This window comes from Corynebacterium tardum, from assembly GCF_046717785.1.
Classification (GTDB): Bacteria; Actinomycetota; Actinomycetes; order Mycobacteriales; family Mycobacteriaceae; genus Corynebacterium.
The window spans coordinates 2,314,091-2,331,779 of the sequence record NZ_CP177104.1; the positions used below are offsets into that span (position 1 = coordinate 2,314,091).

General features: G+C 64.2%; 21 protein-coding genes. 8 read left to right on the top strand and 13 right to left on the bottom strand.

All coding sequences use genetic code 11. The features are described 5' to 3' along the window. Positions 1 to 59: 59 nt before the first annotated feature. Genes ACLI1P_RS11195 through ACLI1P_RS11210 form a run of 4 tightly spaced genes read left to right on the top strand, consistent with a single transcriptional unit; the run spans position 60 to position 3,574 of the window. A complete protein-coding gene (locus ACLI1P_RS11195) occupies positions 60 to 1,118 on the top strand; it encodes a metal ABC transporter solute-binding protein, Zn/Mn family (RefSeq protein ID WP_411708884.1) in 1,059 nt (352 codons plus the stop codon). Next, positions 1,118 to 1,819: a metal ABC transporter ATP-binding protein gene (locus ACLI1P_RS11200; RefSeq protein WP_411708885.1), complete on the top strand. Its 702-nt coding sequence runs from the start codon at positions 1,118 to 1,120 to the stop codon at positions 1,817 to 1,819. The genes ACLI1P_RS11195 and ACLI1P_RS11200 overlap by 1 nt, the downstream gene beginning before the upstream one ends. Then, positions 1,797 to 2,741 (top strand): metal ABC transporter permease, encoded by a 945-nt coding sequence (locus ACLI1P_RS11205; protein ID WP_411708886.1) that lies wholly within the window; start codon positions 1,797 to 1,799, stop codon positions 2,739 to 2,741. Before ACLI1P_RS11200 ends, ACLI1P_RS11205 begins: the two co-directional genes overlap by 23 nt. A gap of 11 nt (positions 2,742 to 2,752) precedes the next feature. Then, positions 2,753 to 3,574, top strand: coding sequence for an alpha/beta hydrolase family esterase (locus ACLI1P_RS11210; RefSeq protein WP_411708887.1), 822 nt, complete (start codon positions 2,753 to 2,755; stop codon positions 3,572 to 3,574). A gap of 33 nt (positions 3,575 to 3,607) precedes the next feature. Here ACLI1P_RS11210 and ACLI1P_RS11215 read toward each other — a convergent pair whose 3' ends face one another. Beyond that, positions 3,608 to 3,889 (bottom strand): ATP-binding cassette domain-containing protein, encoded by a 282-nt coding sequence (locus ACLI1P_RS11215; RefSeq protein ID WP_296132139.1) that lies wholly within the window; start codon positions 3,887 to 3,889, stop codon positions 3,608 to 3,610. Between the two features lie 318 nt (positions 3,890 to 4,207). On the opposite strand from ACLI1P_RS11215, the gene ACLI1P_RS11220 reads away from it, so the two are divergent. Next, positions 4,208 to 4,771: a 3-oxoacyl-ACP synthase III family protein gene (locus tag ACLI1P_RS11220; RefSeq protein ID WP_411708888.1), complete on the top strand. Its 564-nt coding sequence runs from the start codon at positions 4,208 to 4,210 to the stop codon at positions 4,769 to 4,771. 72 nt (positions 4,772 to 4,843) lie between these two features. On the opposite strand, the gene ACLI1P_RS11225 is transcribed toward ACLI1P_RS11220, so the two are convergent. From ACLI1P_RS11225 to ACLI1P_RS11260, 8 genes are all read right to left on the bottom strand, one after another. Next, the gene (locus ACLI1P_RS11225; protein ID WP_296132144.1) at positions 4,844 to 5,494 is read right to left on the bottom strand and encodes an AAA family ATPase; all 651 of its coding nucleotides are present in this window, start codon (positions 5,492 to 5,494) and stop codon (positions 4,844 to 4,846) included. Next, positions 5,491 to 6,225, bottom strand: a complete 735-nt coding sequence (locus tag ACLI1P_RS11230; protein WP_296132146.1) for an AAA family ATPase — start codon at positions 6,223 to 6,225, stop codon at positions 5,491 to 5,493. Before ACLI1P_RS11230 ends, ACLI1P_RS11225 begins: the two co-directional genes overlap by 4 nt. 18 nt (positions 6,226 to 6,243) lie before the next feature. After that, positions 6,244 to 7,194 carry a 23S rRNA (guanosine(2251)-2'-O)-methyltransferase RlmB gene (gene rlmB / locus ACLI1P_RS11235; protein ID WP_411708889.1) on the bottom strand — a complete coding sequence of 317 codons (951 nt, stop codon included), beginning with the start codon at positions 7,192 to 7,194 and terminating at the stop codon, positions 6,244 to 6,246. Positions 7,195 to 7,236: 42 nt separating this feature from the next. Continuing rightward, positions 7,237 to 8,652: a cysteine--tRNA ligase gene (gene cysS, locus ACLI1P_RS11240; RefSeq protein WP_411708890.1), complete on the bottom strand. Its 1,416-nt coding sequence runs from the start codon at positions 8,650 to 8,652 to the stop codon at positions 7,237 to 7,239. Positions 8,653 to 9,410: 758 nt separating this feature from the next. Then, positions 9,411 to 9,611 carry a hypothetical protein gene (locus ACLI1P_RS11245; protein ID WP_411708891.1) on the bottom strand — a complete coding sequence of 67 codons (201 nt, stop codon included), beginning with the start codon at positions 9,609 to 9,611 and terminating at the stop codon, positions 9,411 to 9,413. 27 nt (positions 9,612 to 9,638) lie between these two features. Continuing rightward, positions 9,639 to 10,130, bottom strand: a complete 492-nt coding sequence (ispF, locus tag ACLI1P_RS11250) for a 2-C-methyl-D-erythritol 2,4-cyclodiphosphate synthase (RefSeq protein ID WP_411708892.1) — start codon at positions 10,128 to 10,130, stop codon at positions 9,639 to 9,641. Then, complete coding sequence (gene ispD / locus ACLI1P_RS11255) at positions 10,123 to 10,872, bottom strand: 2-C-methyl-D-erythritol 4-phosphate cytidylyltransferase (RefSeq protein ID WP_411709722.1); 750 nt, start codon at positions 10,870 to 10,872, stop codon at positions 10,123 to 10,125. Before ispD ends, ispF begins: the two co-directional genes overlap by 8 nt. After that, entirely contained in the window at positions 10,844 to 11,428 is a 585-nt protein-coding gene (locus ACLI1P_RS11260; RefSeq protein WP_411708893.1) for a CarD family transcriptional regulator, read from the bottom strand. The genes ispD and ACLI1P_RS11260 overlap by 29 nt, the downstream gene beginning before the upstream one ends. A gap of 260 nt (positions 11,429 to 11,688) precedes the next feature. Here ACLI1P_RS11260 and ACLI1P_RS11265 point away from each other — a divergent pair, with 260 nt between their 5' ends. Next, positions 11,689 to 12,261, top strand: a complete 573-nt coding sequence (locus ACLI1P_RS11265; protein WP_411708894.1) for a hypothetical protein — start codon at positions 11,689 to 11,691, stop codon at positions 12,259 to 12,261. A gap of 155 nt (positions 12,262 to 12,416) precedes the next feature. Then, entirely contained in the window at positions 12,417 to 13,790 is a 1,374-nt protein-coding gene (gene radA, locus ACLI1P_RS11270; protein ID WP_411708895.1) for a DNA repair protein RadA, read from the top strand. Positions 13,791 to 13,816: 26 nt separating this feature from the next. On the opposite strand, the gene ACLI1P_RS11275 is transcribed toward radA, so the two are convergent. Then, positions 13,817 to 14,593: a hypothetical protein gene (locus tag ACLI1P_RS11275; RefSeq protein ID WP_411708896.1), complete on the bottom strand. Its 777-nt coding sequence runs from the start codon at positions 14,591 to 14,593 to the stop codon at positions 13,817 to 13,819. Between the two features lie 86 nt (positions 14,594 to 14,679). After that, entirely contained in the window at positions 14,680 to 15,303 is a 624-nt protein-coding gene (locus tag ACLI1P_RS11280; protein WP_411708897.1) for a carbonic anhydrase, read from the bottom strand. Positions 15,304 to 15,344: 41 nt separating this feature from the next. On the opposite strand from ACLI1P_RS11280, the gene ACLI1P_RS11285 reads away from it, so the two are divergent. After that, positions 15,345 to 16,205, top strand: a complete 861-nt coding sequence (locus ACLI1P_RS11285) for an A/G-specific adenine glycosylase (RefSeq protein WP_408929594.1) — start codon at positions 15,345 to 15,347, stop codon at positions 16,203 to 16,205. Here ACLI1P_RS11285 and ACLI1P_RS11290 read toward each other — a convergent pair. Both ACLI1P_RS11290 and ACLI1P_RS11295 read right to left on the bottom strand, forming a co-directional pair. Then, the gene (locus ACLI1P_RS11290) at positions 16,162 to 17,505 is read right to left on the bottom strand and encodes a threonine/serine exporter ThrE family protein (protein WP_411708898.1); all 1,344 of its coding nucleotides are present in this window, start codon (positions 17,503 to 17,505) and stop codon (positions 16,162 to 16,164) included. The two genes, ACLI1P_RS11285 and ACLI1P_RS11290, sit on opposite strands and share 44 nt — an antisense overlap. After that, entirely contained in the window at positions 17,505 to 17,675 is a 171-nt protein-coding gene (locus ACLI1P_RS11295; RefSeq protein WP_296132186.1) for a DUF4236 domain-containing protein, read from the bottom strand. The genes ACLI1P_RS11290 and ACLI1P_RS11295 overlap by 1 nt, the downstream gene beginning before the upstream one ends. Positions 17,676 to 17,689: the final 14 nt, after the last annotated feature.

The following is a 17,689-nucleotide window of genomic DNA, read 5'->3' on the forward strand; positions in this document are numbered from 1 at the left end:
CCCGTTTTCAACTCATTACCATTTGGCAACCTTTTTCATTACTGGTTAGGATATTTCGCATGACCACATCTTTCTCACGCCGGGCACTCCTGCGCCCCACCGCCGCTGTCTTCGCCGCCACCCTCGGCGCCGCAACTCTCACCGCCTGCAGCTCCGACGGCAGCAGCGCCGACGGCTCTGACGGCAGCTCCGACAAAGACACCATCCACGTCGTCGCCTCCACCTCCATCTGGGCTGATGTGGCCGAGGCCGTGGTGGACACCGCCCAGACCGACGTCAACATTGATGTCGAGGCCATCGTCACCGGCAACGGCGTCGACCCGCACCACTTCGAGCCCACCGCCGCGGACATTGCAAAGGCGAACGAGGCCGACGTCATCATCGCCGGTGGCGGCGGCTACGACGCGTGGCTCTACCAGGCCGTGGAGAACCAGGACGAGATCATCCACGCCCTGCCGCTGACGGAGCACCACCACGACCACGGCCACTCCCACGACGAGGGCCACGGACACTCCCACGACGAGGGCCATGAAGAAGGCCACGAGCACGGCGACGAAGAGACCGTGACCATGGATGAGGCCAAGAAGATTGCCCAGGGCGATCCTTCCCAGATCACCAACATCGACGGCAACGAGCACGTCTGGTACGACGCCGCGGCTATCGAAAAGGTAGCCTCTGACGTCGCCGACATGGTCAACGAGACCAACCCGGACGCCAAGGCCTCCGCGGACCCGCTGGTCAAGCGCGTGGAGGAGATCAAGCAGCGCGTCGAGAAGCTGCCCCAGCGCAACTACGCCCAGACCGAGCCGATCGCGGACTACATCTTCAAGTACACCGACAGCACCGACGCCACCCCGGAGGGCTACCGCAAGGCGACCGTCTCCGAGGGCGAGCCCACCGCGGCCGACCTCGCGGCCTTCCTGGAGGACATCAAGTCCGGCAAGATCGACCTGCTCGTCTTCAACCCGCAGACGGAGACCGACATGGCCACCCGCATCCGGGACGCCGCGAAGGAGCAGAACATCCCGGTGGTCGAGATTGGTGAAACCCCGCCGGAGAACACCAACTTCCTTGACTACTACGACGAGGCCGTCTCCGCACTCGAGGCTGCCCAGTAGTGCTTCTATCCTTTAACAATGCCGCAGTTGAACCGCTGTGGTCCCAGATGAACCTCGCCGTTGACCGCGGCGAGTTCATCGCCGTTTTGGGGCCCAACGGCGTGGGTAAATCCACGCTCCTCGGTACCATCCTGGGCACCCGCCAGCTCACCGCCGGAAGCGTTGACGTCAACTGCCGCGTCGGCTTTATCCCCCAACAGCGCATGTTCCCCCAGGACCTGCCGCTGCGCGCCCGCGATCTGGTTTCCCTGTCGCTGGCACACGGCGCCGTCCGCCACCGCCGCGTGGGCCGCGGGCGTGTCGACGAGCTCCTCGCAGAGGTGGGCGCCACCGGCATTGCCAACCGCCGCGTGGGCCAGCTCTCCGGTGGCCAGCAGCAGCTCATCCGCCAGGCCCAGGCTCTGGCGAACGACCCCGAGGTCATCCTCGCCGACGAGCCGCTGCTCTCCCTCGACCCGGCGCGCCAACAGGCCACCGTGGCCAAGCTCGACACGTGGCGGAGTGAGCGCGGCACCTCCATTATCTTCGTCACCCACGGCATCAACCCAGTGCTGGGCGTGGTGGACAAGGTGCTCTACATCGCCCCGAACGGCCACACGTTTGGCGCGGTGGAGGACGTCATGCGCTCCGAGGTACTTTCAGAGCTCTACGGCTCAGACGTCACCGTTATCAACGTCGATGGAAGGCTCATCGTTGTCTAAGTTCTTCGAAGACACCCAGTACCTGCTGGGCGTCGATTTCGTGCAATCCTCCCTGATTGCCTGCGCCCTGCTGGGCATCCTGTCCGGCGTGATGACCTCTCTTATCGTGCTGCGCCAGATGTCGTTTTCCGTGCACGCCACCTCGGAGCTGGCTCTCATGGGTGCGGCCGCGGCACTGCTGTTCGGCCTCAACCTCGGCTTCGGCGCCATCGCCGGGGCCATCGTGGCGGCCATCATCCTGGCGGTGCTGGGCCTCAAGGGCCAGCAGGATAGCGCCATCGGCGTGGTCATGAGCTTCGGTCTAGGCCTATCCGTGCTGTTCCTGCACCTCTACCCCGGCAACGCCAACACGGCGATGACGCTGCTGACCGGCCAAATCGTGGGCGTATCTTCTGCCTCCGTGTGGCTGCTGGCGGCCACCATGATCATCGTCGTCGCCGTGGTAGCAATTTTCTGGCGCCCGCTGCTCTTCGCCTCGGCCGACCCGGTCATGGCGCAGGCTGCCGGCGTGCCGGTCAAGTTCCTCTCGGTGGGCTTTGCCATCCTGGTGGGGCTCACGGCCGCGCAGTCGGTGCAGATCGTCGGCTCGCTGCTCGTCATGGCGCTGCTCATCACGCCGGGCGCGGCCGCGGTGCAGATTACCTCCTCTCCGCTGCGGGCGGTGGTGTGGTCCACGGTCTTTGCGGAGGTCGCGGCCGTCGGCGGCTTCGTCCTCTCCTTGGCCCCGGGCCTGCCGGTCTCGGTGTTCGTTACCACCATTTCGTTCGTCATCTACCTGGTCTGCCGTCTCATCGGCTGGCTGCGCGGGCGCACCGCGGTGCGCGATGACATCGCGGCCGCACGCTTCCACCGCGAGCACAAGACCCCCGCGGAGGAGCACCACACCAGCACACACGACGAAAACTGCGCGCACCCTGACTAAACTGACGGGCTGTGAAGGAATCCCTGGAACTTGATGGCCGCACCCGCACCTTTGTCACCGTAGAGCCGGAAACCCCCACTGGGGAGCTGCTGCTCTTCTTCCACGGCTCGTTGCAGTCCGGCAGCGTGATGCGGCGGTTTACGGCGAATACGTTTGATGAGATGGCTCGCCGCACCGGCCGCGTCATCATCTACCCGGAAGGCGTGGACCGCCACTTCAACGACGCGCGCGGTACCCTGCCGGTGAAGGCCAGGGAGCTGGGCATTGATGATGTCTCCTTTGCCCACGCCCTCGTCGAGCTCGCGCGGGAGCGCTACGGCATTGAGCGCACCAGCGCGTGCGGCTACTCCAACGGTGGACAGATGGTGCTGCGCCTGCTTTTCGACGCCCCCGGGCTCCTCCACTCCGCCTGCGTTTTCGCCTCCACCCTGGGTGCGGGGGCCAACCACGCGCCGAGCAACCCGGATTCGGCATACCTTCCTACGCCGGTGCTGCTCATGCACGGCACGGACGATCCGCTAGCGCCTTACGAGGGCGGGGTGGCCGGGCTAGACGCCACGCGAACTCGCGGCGAGGTGACCTCCGCGCCGTGGACCGCGGCGCGCCTGGCGGATCTCAACCATGCCGCCGGGCCAGAGCGCACCCACCTTTTCCCCGACACCGTTGTCGACCGCTGGGAGCCGGCAGACGCCACCGGCGCGCCGGTCGAGCTCGTGAGCGTCGAGGGCATGGGCCACGTCATCCCGTCGGGCAACGAGCTGGACCCACGCCTGGGTAAAAACACGGATTCCTTCATCGCTGCCGAGCTCGTGGAGGAATTCTTCGGGCTCTAGACTGCACGTGCGCCCCATCGTGTCTCACTCCACTCAGCCCCAACCTCGGGTCGAGGCCGTTCGTAGGTGAGCGTCGAGAAGCAATAATTGTGGATTACCGACCAGTGCTTTAGCGATTCCTAGATGCTGTTTCATACCGAGCGAAGCATGCTCGCAGGAAACACTGTGGTGCAATGAAAGGCCTACAAGGGATAAAAGATCCTTCAGTTCATCATTCAGTGAACCTTGTTGTAGTGGTCGGCAATGTCGTTGACGATCGCGTAGAGGTCGCGTTCCATCGCGTAGGTTTTCTTTTCTCGCGTACTGACTAATCACACTTTCGACCCTTTGTTATCTAGAGAATTATTACGTCCCAGCGTGATGTTGCACACGTCTGTGCATGTATGCACTCTCGATGTCACGGTTTGCTGGCGAAGATTCTTCAAGTTACCCGCAGCTGAATCTGTGCAAGGTGAAAACTCTCAACCGAAAGGAATGCGTCACCATTTCAAATAAGACTATTTACATATCAGGAAAGGGTATTCTTATCCGGATCAGTCAATTGGCAACGAAATTATAGACTCGTGGACCGGAAAGGATAATGACTGGATAAAGCGCAAAACTGGAATAGAAAACCAATACAATTGTGCAGATTTGACTCACCTCGATGAATCTGGGGACGAAGCTGCACTATCTACAATTGAAGACGCGGGGCTAACGATTGATGATATTGATGGAGTTGTGTGCTCTACGAGCACTGCAACCCAAACAATCCCCGCGACCGCGTCGTTAATCGCACGGCGCCTAGGTATCCAGCGGCATGCTCCAGCGCTAGATATTAATGCTGTTTGTAGTGGATGGGCTTACTCAGTCGCCGTAGCTCAAGGCTTCTTGCCCTCGCAGGCAGAGCTAAAAAATATTCTTGTTGTTTCCACAGATGCTTACTCGAAAATTATGAATCGAGATGACCCAACAACTATAACTCTATTTGGTGATGGAGCAGCCGAGAGCATTGTATCTTCGTCGGACGTGCTTCATAGTGTGCACGGTCTGAAAATGAGGAATGCAGCTGAAATGGCTGATGCGGTTAAGACGCAAGGAACTCTCACCACGACTTCTGAAGCAGGGGAATATGTGCCTCGACCGAATTTTTCGATGGATGGAAAGACTGTACTGACAACTGCCAATGAGGTTATTCGGCACACGCACGCAATCTGAATGTTCAAGATGTGAAGTACTGGCCAGCAACCAAGAAGTAAAGATCGCCATCCAGCTTTCTCGGCCCTGAATCTAGCATCCGGAGGTGTAGAGAAACTCACGCAACGACTGAAACGCCAGCGTCTGTGTCACGTCGCGCAGCTCAAGGAAGAACCCATCTTCTGTAATTTCAACAATCCGCGCACCGGGGATGGCTGCCACAATCGGCGAGTGCGTCACCACGATGAACTGCGCACCCGCCTCCGCGGCGCGATGGATTTCCGCCATGAGCGTCATCTGCCGCACGAGCGAAAGCCCAGATTCCGGCTCGTCGAGGATGTAGAGCCCGCGCCCATCAAAGGAACGCTGCACGACGTCCATGACGGACTCGCCATGCGACATCGCGGTCGAACCAACGTTGTAGTGCGCCTCCGCGCGCAGGAAGTAGCCGTCCTTGGGTGCGGTACCTAGCCGCAGGCTCGCCCACCTCCGGAGGGGATTGATGGGACCGGCGGAGCGCTGCACACCCCATATCCCACCGCGCTCAGGAAAGCCGTACTCGAAGGCAATGCCCTCGGCGAGCGTCGACTTTCCCACCCCGTTGTCCCCGGTCAGCACGGTCACCGGCGCACGCAGGTCCAGTCCTTGGCGTCGCAGCGCCACGAAACCAGGAACGGAGGACACCCACTCAGGTCCGTGGCCGCCGTCCAGCGCGGCATAGGCGTCGACATAGAAGTCTCTCATTCGCCCTCCCCAATAAGAAACGCGGCGGTCCCCAATGGATCGGCAAGGAACTCGCGCGCGGCGTGGACAGCTTCCGTCGCTTCGGGAGCGACGGGCGCAATCCCCTTGTCGCCGAACGTGTAGACGGTCGCGCCTTGCATGCTGAGGAAGACTGGCGAGTGCGTCGCGAGGATGACCTGCGCGCCCCGGGCGGCGAGGCGCTCGAGCTGCGTGACAACCTCGACCTGCCGGGGATAGGACAAGCCGTCTTCCGGCTCGTCGAGAATGATCATTCCGTCAGAATGGAAGCGTCTCTCGACGAGGGCGAGCAGACCCTGGCCGTGGCTGAGAAACGGCAGGTCACTGAGCGGATCGGGATTCTCCGGGCTGTGGATCTGGTGGTGATACTCGCTCAAGTTGAGGAAGGTCTCGCCGCGCAAGAAGTACACGTCGCGCGGGTTGTGCGCCCGCGAGCAGATGAGCCACTCGGGATAGTCCTCGTCGCCGGTGGCAAACCGGGCGTGGCGCGAGCCGCCCTCGGGATTGACCCCAAGCCCCACGGCGATGGCCTCGAGCAGCGTGGATTTTCCGGCGCCGTTATCCCCCACGACGACGGTCACGGGCGTAGGCAAACGCAAGGCGCCGCCGGGCAGCGCTGCGATGAGCACGCCCAGGCGGCGCATGTGTTCCGGCACGCCGGGCAGTCCCTCCCCAATAAGCTCCGGGGCGGGACGCACACTCGTGAGGAACATGGCGGCGAAAGCGTGAGCCTACTGCTGGGCCGCGCGGCGCTGGCGGGCAAACTCCGAGAGCACAGCGCCCGCCGCCACGGAGGCGTTGAGGGACTCCACCCAGGCGGTCATGGGGATGGACATGATGGCATCGCAGTTCTCGCGCACAAGGCGGGAGATGCCCTTGCCCTCCGAGCCGATGACGATGACCACCGGGTCAGTGCCGCCGTTGTATGTGTCGAGGGTGTGCTCGCCGCCGGCGTCGAGGCCCACCACCTGGTAGCCGGCCTTCTTAAATTCCTGCACGGTGCGAGTCACGTTGGTCACCCGCGCCACCGGTAGGCGGGCCGCGGTGCCCGCGGAAGTACGCCAGGCCACCGCCGTGACGGACGCGGAGCGGCGCTCCGGGATGATGACGCCGTGGCCGCCGAATGCGGCGACGGAGCGGATGACCGCACCGAGGTTTCGGGGGTCGGTGATGTTGTCCAGGATGACGAACATGCCCGGCTCTTGCGCGTCGCGGGCGCGGTCCATGAGGTCGTGCACGTCGGCGTACTTGTACGGCGGAATCTGCAGGCCGATGCCCTGGTGCATGCCGTTACCGGTCATGCGGTCCATCTCGTGGCGCTGCACCTCCAGGATCGGGATGTTGCGGGTGTTGCACATGGCCACGGCCTCGGAGAGGCGGGCGTCGTTGCGCGTGCCCTGCACGATGTAGAGGGAGGTGGCCGGCACCTTGGCGTGGAGGCACTCGATGACGGGGTTGCGGCCCACCACCATCTCCGCGGTCTCCTTCTGGTGGCGGCCGGAGTTGCGGCGCTCGCGCTCCAACTTCGCCTTGTGCTTAGCGTGGTAGACGCGGTCCTCCGCCTTCGGCGTCGGCCCCTTGCCTACCAGGCCCTTGCGCTTCTGACCGCCGGAGCCCTTGGTGGCGCCCTTCTTGTTGCTCTTGCGGATTCCCGCGCCGCCGCGGCCGTGGGTGCGTGCCATTGTTCTTACTCCTTATGTTGTCCTCGGCGGATGCCGCAGACGTTAGTCCGCCAGGGACCAGGTGGGCCCGTCGGCAGTGTCGGTGATGGTAATACCCGCAGCGGCCAGGCGGTCGCGCACGGCGTCCGCAGTGGCCCAGTCCTTCTCTGCGCGGGCGGTGGTGCGGCGCTCGAGCTCAGCCTGGACCAGGATGTCCAGCGCCGTGTCGGCGCCGCGTGTATCGCCACCATCTTTCCACTGTTCATCCATCGGATCAAAGCCAAGCACCGCGGCCATGGCGCGCACGGCGCCGGCGAGGCGCTCGGCGTCGTCCCGGCGGCCTTCCGCCAGCGCCTTGTTGCCGGCGCGCACGGTGGTGTGGATTTCCGCCAGCGCCTTCGGCACCGCGATGTCATCGTTCATCGCGTCCTCGAAGCCCTGGGTCCACTCGCCCTTCTCGACGCCCTCGAACTTGCCCACGAAGTCCTCGATGCGGCGGTAGCCCACCGCGGCCTCCTTAAGCGCTTCCTCGGAGTACTCCAGCACGGAGCGGTAGTGCGCGGAGCCCAGATAGTAGCGCAGCTCCACCGGGCGGACAATCTCCAGCATGTTGGCGATGGAGAGCACGTTGCCCAGGGACTTCGACATCTTCTCACCGGACATGGTCACCCAGTGGTTGTGCATCCAGTAGTTGGCAAACTTATCCCCCGCCGCGTGGGACTGGGCAATCTCGTTCTCGTGGTGCGGGAACTGCAGGTCCAAGCCACCGCAGTGGATATCGAACTCGCCGCCCAGGTAGTAGGTGGACATGGCGGAGCACTCCAGGTGCCAGCCCGGGCGGCCACGACCCCACGGGGTGGGCCAGGACGGCTCGCCCGGCTTCGCGGCCTTCCACAGGGCGAAGTCCTGCGGGCTGCGCTTGCCGGCGTTGTCCGACTCGCCCTGTTCCATATCCTCGACGCGGTTGCCGGATAGCGCGCCGTAGTCGGAGCCCTCCGCGGCGTTCCAGGCGGCGACGTCGAAGTAGACGGAACCGGCGTCCTCCCCCGCCGGGCCGCCGGGCACGGGGTAGGCAAAGCCGGCGTCGATAAGCCGCTGCATGTACTCCACCATCTGCGTGACAAAGCCCGTGGCGCGCGGCTCCACGGACGGCGGCAGCACGCCCAAGGTGTTGTAGGCCTTGGTGAATTCGCGCTCGTAGGTCGAGACCCACTCCCACCAGGGGCGGTTGTTCTCCGCGGCCTTGGTGAGGATCTTGTCATCGATATCGGTCACGTTGCGCACCAATGCCACGTCATAGCCCTGCGCCAGCAGCCAGCGGCGCAGGATGTCAAAGGCCACACCGGAGCGCAGGTGGCCGATGTGCGGCTGGGATTGCGGGGTGGCGCCACACAGGTAAATCGAGGCGTGGCCGGGGCGGACCGGCTCAAAGTCGCGTTGGGTGCGGGTGGCGGTATCAAAAATGCGCAAAGTACTCACCCGGCCTAGTCTAATTGACCCTCCGGTGGGAATTCACCACGGCCGATGTCCCCGCGCGTCAGTACTAAGTGCCGTGCCTTTCCTTTCGACGGTGTACCCCATTTCTCGTAATACTTGCGCAGCGACCTCTTGATTATCGGCTACCGCGCCACGTAACTGATCATCCAGCCACTTTTCTCGGCTCTGCGCAAGAAAGCTTTTCCAACCGGGACGTGAACGAAAGCCACACTCCATAAAAAGAAAGAAAAAATAATCCTCCAGGGATACCCGGAACCGACGGCCGCCAATAGGAAAATGTATGTCCTCAATTCGGCCCTTCTTTCGAGGGTTTTTCACCCCAGAAAAGTTCTTCATAAGTGCGGGACTCAACAGTCCGGCCACCCCTGAGTGGTGAATGTGGGCTGTCGGAGCAGTGCGATTCTCTCGCTCATATTCGAAACGGACGCCTGGAGCAGTTCCTACACGCAGCTCGAATTTACACTGAGAGATGATTCATCAGACGACAGGGACGTGTGAAAACGAACAACGGATTCGAAAAGGTCGCTATAGGAAACCTGATCGCTAGCCTGGCTTCCTACCCCATAGACCAACGGTGCGTGCATTTCCAACAATCCAGTGCCATCGTCTGGATTGAGATCTGTCCACACGCGGATGTCGGCAACTTCATTGAGGGGCAAAACCTTCACATGCACAGCATGCACCCAGTTGAAAAATTCCGCTGTCAGATGTTCCCCTAGTCCCCCCATGTGCACCGCCATTTAGCGTTCAAGCATCAGCTCTACGCGACGGAGTTCGTCATAAAGGTCGCGCTCTTCCGTGGAAAAACGGCCGGATTCTGCGAGCATACGCAGATCTTCAGAACTAAGGTTCGCCCCAATGGCTACTTCTAAGGCATGCAGGAGTTCCCCATACCGAGCCCGCAAAGCTTCGGTATTCATAATTCGCATTGTCAATGCCATGGCAGCCTCCTTTCCCTTGACTTTACGTCAGGAGTTGGGGGCCTGCCAGACCACGGCGGTGGCCACGGCGGCGCGGCCCTCTTTGCGGCCGGTGAACCCCAGGTGATCCGTGGTGGTGGCGGAGACGGATACCGGCGCACCAAGGATCTCCGTCAGGACGGCCTCTGCTTCCTCGCGGCGCGGGCCCATCTTCGGGGACTGCCCGACGAGCTGCGCGGCGGCGTTGCCGATGGTGAAGCCGTTCTGCTCCAGCAGCTCCCGGCACTCGCGCAGCAGCTGTGCACCGGACACGCCATCGTATTCGGGGCGGCCCACGCCCACGAAGGACCCGAGGTCGCCGAGGTGGGAGGCGGACAGTAAAGCGTCGACAAGCGCGTGCGCCACCACGTCCCCGTCGGAGTGGCCCTCGCAGCCATCCACGCCGTCGAAGAGGAGGCCGGCGATTGAACACTCCTTGCCGGGCTCGATCTGGTGGGCGTCGGTAGCGATGCCAACGCGGGGGATGATGGGGTTAGTCACTGGGTACCTCGAAGATGGTCGGCTCGGCCTCATCCGTCACGGCCTGAGCCAGGACGAGGTCGATGGGCGTGGTGATTTTAAACGCAAAGGTATCACCCTGCACCGTCTCCACGCGCTCGCCATGCCATTCCATCAGGCTGGCATCGTCCGTGGCGGTGAAATCGGGGTTCTGTTCCCAATAGTCCAGGTTAGCGCGGCGCAGCGCGGCCAAAGAGAAGCCCTGCGGGGTCTGCACGGCGCGCAGGCGGGAGCGGTCCGGCGTGGACACCACGGCGCGGCCCTCCACCTCCTTGATGGTGTCCGCCACGGGCAAGACGGGGACGACAGCGGTGGCACCGTCGAGCACACGCTTGGCGACGCGTGCGACCATCCCCGGCGGAGTCAGCGCCCGGGCGGCATCGTGGATCAGCACCACGGCGTCTTCCTCCGGAATTGCTTGCAGCCCGGCCCACACGGAGTCCGCGCGCTCGCCGCCGCCGTGCACGAGGCGAAGCGGGATGTCGGCGTCAACGCGCCCGAGAATGCGCTCGGCGAAGTGTTCCATCGCCGGGCTGACCAGCACTATCACCTCATCGACCATGCCGGAGGTCACCATCGCCTGCACGGACCGCTCCAGCAGGGTGCTCCCGCGCAGCTCGACGTAGGCCTTGGGCACGTCCGCCCCCAGGCGCGTGCCCTGCCCCGCCGCGGCAACGAGTGCGATGACGCGGGGTTTAGTCTTCGTCGTCGAAGGAGAGGTCATCAAGATCGATGTCATTGTCAATGTCGGTGGTGATGGACTTGTCCTCCACCAGGCCGGCGGCGCGGTGGCGCTCGATGGTGGCGTCAATCTCCTCCATCATGGTGTCCGCCTTCTTCTCATCCACCGGGGTGGCCAGGGAGAGCTCACCAACGAGAATCTGGCGCGCCTTGGCCAGCATGCGCTTCTCACCGGCGGACAGGCCGCGGTCTTGGTCGCGGCGCCACAGGTCACGGACGACCTCAGCGACCTTGTTGATGTCACCGGAGGCCAAGCGCTCCTGGTTGGCCTTGTAGCGGCGGGACCAGTTGCCGGCCTCTTCGACGTCCACCTCGCGCAACACGGAGAAGACTTTCTCCAGGCCCTCCTTGCCCACGACGTCGCGCACGCCGACCATCTCGACGTTCTTGGACGGCACGCGCACCACCAGATCGGACTGGTTGATCTGCAACACGAGGTACTCGAGGGTCTCGCCACCCATCTCGCGGGTTTCGATCGCCGCAATCTTGGCAGCGCCGTGGTGGGGGTAGACGACGACCTCTCCGACCTTAAATTCCATTGCCACTCCTTTATTGAGTACCCATCGCGTGCCCACTGCGTGGGGCGTATATACAGGGAGCTTATTCTAGCACGCTGGCCTTTACCCCCGCCCCGGCGGGCACCGCCCACGCGCTCTACACCACGAAGGCCACGCGGCGCAGCACGGCTACCCCCGGTTTACCCAAGAGGTTGGGGACTAACTGTGTGCTTTCCCCGAAGAGGGACTAGGCTAAAGCGTTGATAAGCTTTGTGATCGCAATTCTATGGAGGACACTCACAGTGCAATCCCTGAAGTCCGCCGCGCGCCGCGGTGCCATCATGTCAGTTACCGCCCTCTCCGCGCTGGCGCTGGCTTCCTGCTCGGCTGGCCACGTTGCACAGACCGCTGAGAAGGTCGCTGCTGTTGACGGCGCATCCGCCAGCACCGAGGACGGCAAGGTGTCCGTCCGCGACGTCACCATCCAGGTAGAGCCGGACAGCGGTGAGACCTCCCTGAAGTTCCTCGCCATCAACGAAGGCTACGAGATCGGCGATGTCACCCTAGAGTCCATCACCGTGGACGGCCAGCCCGTCACCATTGAGGGCGCTGAGCCGATTGCCCGCAATCAGTCCCTGTACGGCGACTCCGCCGCCAACCTGGAGGATCTGCCGAAGGACGAGAAGGACAAGAACGTCACCTACGTCACCACCTCCCTGAACAACGAGGAGTTCGGCTTCGGCGGCGCCCGCCCGGTCACCTTCACCTTCAACACCGGCACCATCGAGGTTGACGCCGCCGTGGCGGCCTCCCCGCTGCAGTCCGGCAAGTACGACCGCGACCCGGAGTCCACCGAGGGCTACACCGAGAACTAATACGTAGCCGCTCCAAGCCGCGCTACCGCTCCCCCACGCCTCCCTATACCGAAGCCTGCTGGGCTTCGCGGGGAGGCGTTTCGCGTTTTTACTGCTGAGCGGCAACTCTTGTCGGCGTGACGTGCGTGTCCGCGGCAATTACTAGAGTGTTGGGCATGGCAAAGAAGGTTCGTCCCGTCCACACGTGTTCCGAATGTGGTTTCGTCTCCCCGAAGTGGCTCGGCCGCTGCCCCGAGTGCGGTTCGTGGGGAACGCTGCAGGAGACTGCGGCACAAGAAGGCGGTAGTGCCGCCCAAGCCGCCGTGTCGGGGCGGCGGCCCACGGGGCTGACACCGACGAGTCCGGCGGTGCCCATCACGAAGATTGGGGCGACGCAGACCAAGGCAATCAACACGGGCATTGGGGAGCTGGACCGCGTGCTGGGCCGCGGCATCGTGCCCGGATCGGTGGTGCTCATGGCGGGCGAGCCGGGCGTGGGCAAGTCCACGCTACTGCTGGAGGTGGCCTCCCGCTGGGCGCAGCTCGGGCGCACCGCGCTCTACGCCACGGCGGAGGAATCGGCAGGACAGGTACGCGCCCGTGCCGAACGCACCGGTGCCTTGCACGAGACGCTGTACCTCGCCGCGGAGTCCAACCTCGACGTGGTCTTCGGCCACGTAGAACAGCTCAAACCCAGCCTCATCATCGTGGACTCGGTCCAGACCATGCATGCGGCCGGGGTTGAAGGCGTCGCCGGCGGCGTAGCACAGTCCCGCGCCGTGACCGCCGCTCTCACCACATTGGCCAAGACCACCGGAATCCCGATTCTGCTGGTGGGCCACGTGACCAAGGACGGCAACGTGGCGGGCCCGCGCGTGCTGGAGCACCTCGTGGACGTCGTCCTCAACTTTGAAGGCGACCGCCAGTCCTCGCTGCGCCTGCTGCGCGGACTAAAGAACCGCTTCGGCGCCACGGATGAGATGGGATGCTTTGAGCAGACTTCGGGCGGGATTAGAGAGGTGGCCGATCCCTCAGGCCTCTTCCTCTCCCACCGCGGCAGCACCCCGGACGGCTCCGCGGTAACGGTCGCCATGGACGGCGTGCGCCCCATCCTGGCGGAGGTCCAGGCGCTCACCGTGGATCCGGTGGCGAAGAACCCGCGCCGCGTCGTCACGGGGCTCGATTCCAACCGCGTGCCCATGGTGCTCGCGGTGCTGCAGGCTCGCGCCGGCGAACGCACCAACGACAAGGACGCCTACGTGGCCACCGTGGGCGGTATGAAGATCCAGGAGCCCGCGACGGATCTGGCGGTAGCACTTGCCACCTGGTCCTCCTTGCACGAGCGACCATTGCCACCCAAGACGGTAGTGATTGGGGAGGTGGGCCTCGCCGGCGAGGTGCGCCGCGTGCCCAATCTGGACCGCCGCTTGTCGGAGGCCGCGCGCTTGGGCTACCGCCGCGCCATCGTCCCGCCCGGGGAGGTCGAGGTTTCCGGGATGCGCGTCACGCACGCCGCAACAGTCAGTGAGGCTATCGCGGCACTGAGCTAGGCGGTTGGCCTACGCCGGGGTGTGCCTTACACCAAGTTGAAGGGGAGCGCCGCGGAGTAGTTCTCCCCGATGACGGTGTGCAGGAAGTACGCGCCTGGTTCTGCCTCGGGGCGGTCGGTGCACACACCGGGCTCGGAGCGCTTCCGGGACCAGTCCGCCTGGAAGTAGCGGGTCTCGCCCGTCTTGAAGGTCTGCTCGCCGGTCTCTACTGAGGCATAGCAGTCGGTATCCGCCCACACGCGCTCGTTGCTGCCCATCTTGTAGACCTCAAAGCGCAGCTGCTGCTCATCCAGGTTGATGGTGCAGTCCTTCGTGGTCGGGTTGAAGACCTCCATGTAGAACGTGGGCATCTTGCCTGCCGGGACGTTCTCCTCATTGGTCTTCGCCATGACCCTCAGGTCCTCGAGGGAACAGGTGGTCTTCGCCGGATCCACCGCCAGCTTCTCGGGGTCAGCGGGCTGGTTTTCTTCAGAGCTGGGCTCCTCGCTGGAGGGCTGCTCCGATTCGGAGCCATCCTTCGTGTCCTCGGACTTGCCTACGGGCGCGGCGGCCTCCGGAGAGCCCGATTCTGTGGAGCCCTCAGCGCTCTCCGGCGCCGCCGTGGTGCTGGTTTCCTCAGTCATGCTGGTGGATGCCGCGGCGGGCTGGGAGCCGTCCTGCTCTTTTTTCGAACCGCCAAACATCATGGTTGCCGCCACGATCAGGGCAACGACAAGCGCCAAAATCACCACGAGCGCGGCGATGCGGCGCCGGACATAGATTTCTCGCGGCAGCGGCTTCGAAGTGCGGGTTGGCTCAGTCACACCACCAATTTTAGGGTGCCTAGGCGCGAACTCCTACCAGCCGCCCGCCGCGTGTCTCGCCTGACCGGGATAATCTGGCTATGCGGCTACTGCACGCCGTGGAGGACCACGGTTTCAACGCTGGAGTCCTCCAGGAGGTAGCGCAGCCCCACCACGCCGAGGGTTCCCTCATCCAGCAGGCGGCGCGCGGCCGGGACATCTGAGACGATCTGGGACACCGTCTGCGCGGTGTGTTCCCGCTCAAAGTCGGCGGTCTCATCGCGGTTATCGCGCTTGGCCACCATGGCGGAGGCCGCCACCTTCTCAATAATCGGACGCTGCAGTCCCTTGGGCAGCTCCCCGCCGGCGAGGAACCCGGACGCCGCCGCCACCGCGCCACAGGATTGGTGGCCCATGACGACGAGCAGGTTGGCTTGCAGGTTTTCCAGAGCGTAATCCAGCGAAGCCAACACCGCGTTATCCAGGATGTGCCCGGCAGTGCGGATGACAAAGGCATCGCCGAAGCCAATGTTGAACACGTGCTCAATCGGCGCGCGTGAATCCGAGCAGGACAGGACAATGACGCGCGGGTCTTGCCCCTGGGTCAGCCCGGCGCGCAGCTTGGCGTCCTGGTTGACGGCGATGAGGTTTCCGGTAACGAGGCGCTGGTTGCCCTCCTGGAGGGCCTCCCACACCTTTTGCGGATCTTGAGGTACGTGTCGAAGAGGCATGATTCACACTCTAGTCCCCTACCCCCTACACTGTGAGCCTTATGGATACCCAAGCTGTCGTGGAGTGGTTTGACGCCAACGAGCGGCCCCTGCCGTGGCGCCGCCCCGGGACCTCCGCGTGGGGTGTGCTGCTCAGCGAGGTCATGAGCCAGCAGACCCCGGTCGCGCGCGTGGCCCCGCAATGGGAGGAATGGATGCGGCGCTGGCCCACCCCGGCGGATCTCGCGGCAGCCTCCAAAGCGGACGTGCTGCGCGCGTGGGGCAAACTGGGATACCCGCGTCGCGCGCTGCGCCTGTGGGAGTGCGCGAAGGAGATTGGTGCGGGGGAGGTCCCCGGGGACGTCGCCAAGCTGCTGGCGTTGCCGGGCATCGGTGACTATACGGCCCGGGCGGTGGCGTGCTTCCACTATGGGCGAAACGTGCCGGTGGTGGATACCAATGTGCGCCGCGTGTACGCCCGCGCAGTCGACGGCACCTTCCTGCCGCCCACCCCGTCCAAGCGCGAATTGGCGCAGGTGGAAGCATTGCTTCCGGAGGAGAACGGCCCGCGCTTTTCGGCCGCTCTCATGGAGCTCGGCGCGCTGGTGTGCACCGCCAAGAACCCGGACTGCGCGGCCTGCCCGCTGAAGTCCACGTGCGCGTGGCAGCTGGCGGGGTGCCCCGAGCCCAGCGCGGAGGAGACGGCGCGTGCGAAGAAGCGTGTGCAAAAGTTCGCCGGTACGGATCGCCAGGTGCGGGGCCTGCTTCTCGACGTCCTCCGGGACTCTCCCCACCCCGTCCCCCAGGCCGACCTCGACGCGGTGTGGCCGGACGCCGCGCAGCGCTCGCGCGCGCTAGCTTCCTTGCTGGAGGACGGCCTTATGGAGCAGGACGCGCAGGGGCTGTTTCATCTGCCTCACTAGGCCCACCCGCTGCGCTAGGAACATGCGAAAAGTCAATGAGCCGCCCCAGCGTCCAGTCACGGTCCGTGAGCAGGCGCGCGAGGATGAGGCCGCAGCCAATGGCCGCCACAGCCATCGAGGCGGTGGCAAAGTTACTCAACGCCTGATCCATGTTGCCCACGTTGAGGTGATAGGCGGTGCGGAACATGGAGGTGCCCGGGATCATGATGACGGAGGCCGGCACCGTCGTGGTGATACGCGGCAGGTGCGCGCTCTTGGAGGCCACCGCGCCCAAAAGCCCCACGATGAGACCGCCGGCAAAGGCGCCGACGTAGCTCGTGGCCCCGACTCCGATGAGGATCAGGCGCACGAGGTTGGCCACCGTTCCCACCGCGGCCGCCACGAGCACCATCCGGCGCGATGAGTTAAAGAGGAACGCGAATCCCGAAATGCCCAAGAAGCTCGCCGCCGCGGCGGCGAGGTACCACACCGGTTCATAGTCCGGGATGCCCGGTTCCGGGGTGAGCTCCGTGGTCCAGCTGACCAGCGCCACGGTAAACGTGGCGGCGGTGATCACCGTCAGCGCGTAGGTCAGCCGGGAGAGCCCGGCCTCAAAGTCGAAGCGCGCCAGGTCAATGAGCGCGGAGAACAGCGGGAAGCCAGGAATGAGGAAGAGGACCGCGGCCACGTAGCCCGAGGAAAACTCCGAGGGGTCCGCCACCCCGGCGGCCGCCACGGCCTCGGTGGTGAAGAAGTACACGAGGCTGGCCACCGTTCCGGCCGCCACGATGCAGCCCAGCTGGTGCACGTGTTTGCCGTGCAAGACCGCGCGAGTGAGCTGGCCGCAGAAGGCGGCGAGGGCCACCAGCAGAATCGCCGGCGCGGTAAAGAAGTTCAGGACCGCGAACGAGGCGCACGCAATTGCCGCCGCCGCTGCCAACAGCCACCGGTTCCATCGCTTGACCACGTTGGCCTCGATGACGTCGAGCATCTCCGTGAGCTCTTCCGCCGTAATGCCGGCGTACAGCCGGTGGTGGGTCAGGTCCTCTAAGGCCTCGATCCGGGAGGCATCCACCGCGGGGGAATGCTGCTGCGCTACTACCGTGCGGAAGTCACGGCCGCGGTGGAACGTACAGGTGATCTGTGTGACGCCGACGTTGGCGTCAAGGCGATCAAACCCGAGTGCGCGGGCGGCTCGCTTCATGCCTCGCAGCACGCGGTAGCCCGATGTGCCCGCCCCCATCAGCATCATGCCTAGGCGCAGCACCACGTCGGCCTCGTACCCCATGCGGACGTAGTCAGTGCTGGGGCGTGAGCTCATTAGCGCCAGCGCCCCCGGAAGTTCAGACCGCCCGGCAGGTTAACCCACATGCCGCCACGAGAGTTGAAGGTGACTGGGCCGACCTTGGTCGACATCGACGCACCGGAGCCAGAGAGGTTCACCCAGCTGTTCTTTCCGGTCTTCTTGCGCTTGCGGAAGTAAATACCCATGACGGATAGCTTAG

Coding starts and splice junctions, on each gene's coding strand:
- ACLI1P_RS11195 (WP_411708884.1), top strand. CDS start 60: ATGACCACATCTTTCTCACGCCGGGCACTCCTGCGCCCCACCGCCGCT.
- ACLI1P_RS11205 (WP_411708886.1), top strand. CDS start 1,797: ATGGAAGGCTCATCGTTGTCTAAGTTCTTCGAAGACACCCAGTACCTG.
- ACLI1P_RS11225 (WP_296132144.1), bottom strand. CDS start 5,494: ATGAGAGACTTCTATGTCGACGCCTATGCCGCGCTGGACGGCGGCCAC.
- ACLI1P_RS11230 (WP_296132146.1), bottom strand. CDS start 6,225: ATGTTCCTCACGAGTGTGCGTCCCGCCCCGGAGCTTATTGGGGAGGGA.
- rlmB (WP_411708889.1), bottom strand. CDS start 7,194: ATGGCACGCACCCACGGCCGCGGCGGCGCGGGAATCCGCAAGAGCAAC.
- ACLI1P_RS11245 (WP_411708891.1), bottom strand. CDS start 9,611: ATGGCATTGACAATGCGAATTATGAATACCGAAGCTTTGCGGGCTCGG.
- ispD (WP_411709722.1), bottom strand. CDS start 10,872: ATGACCTCTCCTTCGACGACGAAGACTAAACCCCGCGTCATCGCACTC.
- ACLI1P_RS11260 (WP_411708893.1), bottom strand. CDS start 11,428: ATGGAATTTAAGGTCGGAGAGGTCGTCGTCTACCCCCACCACGGCGCT.
- radA (WP_411708895.1), top strand. CDS start 12,417: ATGGCAAAGAAGGTTCGTCCCGTCCACACGTGTTCCGAATGTGGTTTC.
- ACLI1P_RS11280 (WP_411708897.1), bottom strand. CDS start 15,303: ATGCCTCTTCGACACGTACCTCAAGATCCGCAAAAGGTGTGGGAGGCC.
- ACLI1P_RS11285 (WP_408929594.1), top strand. CDS start 15,345: ATGGATACCCAAGCTGTCGTGGAGTGGTTTGACGCCAACGAGCGGCCC.
- ACLI1P_RS11290 (WP_411708898.1), bottom strand. CDS start 17,505: ATGAGCTCACGCCCCAGCACTGACTACGTCCGCATGGGGTACGAGGCC.
- ACLI1P_RS11295 (WP_296132186.1), bottom strand. CDS start 17,675: ATGGGTATTTACTTCCGCAAGCGCAAGAAGACCGGAAAGAACAGCTGG.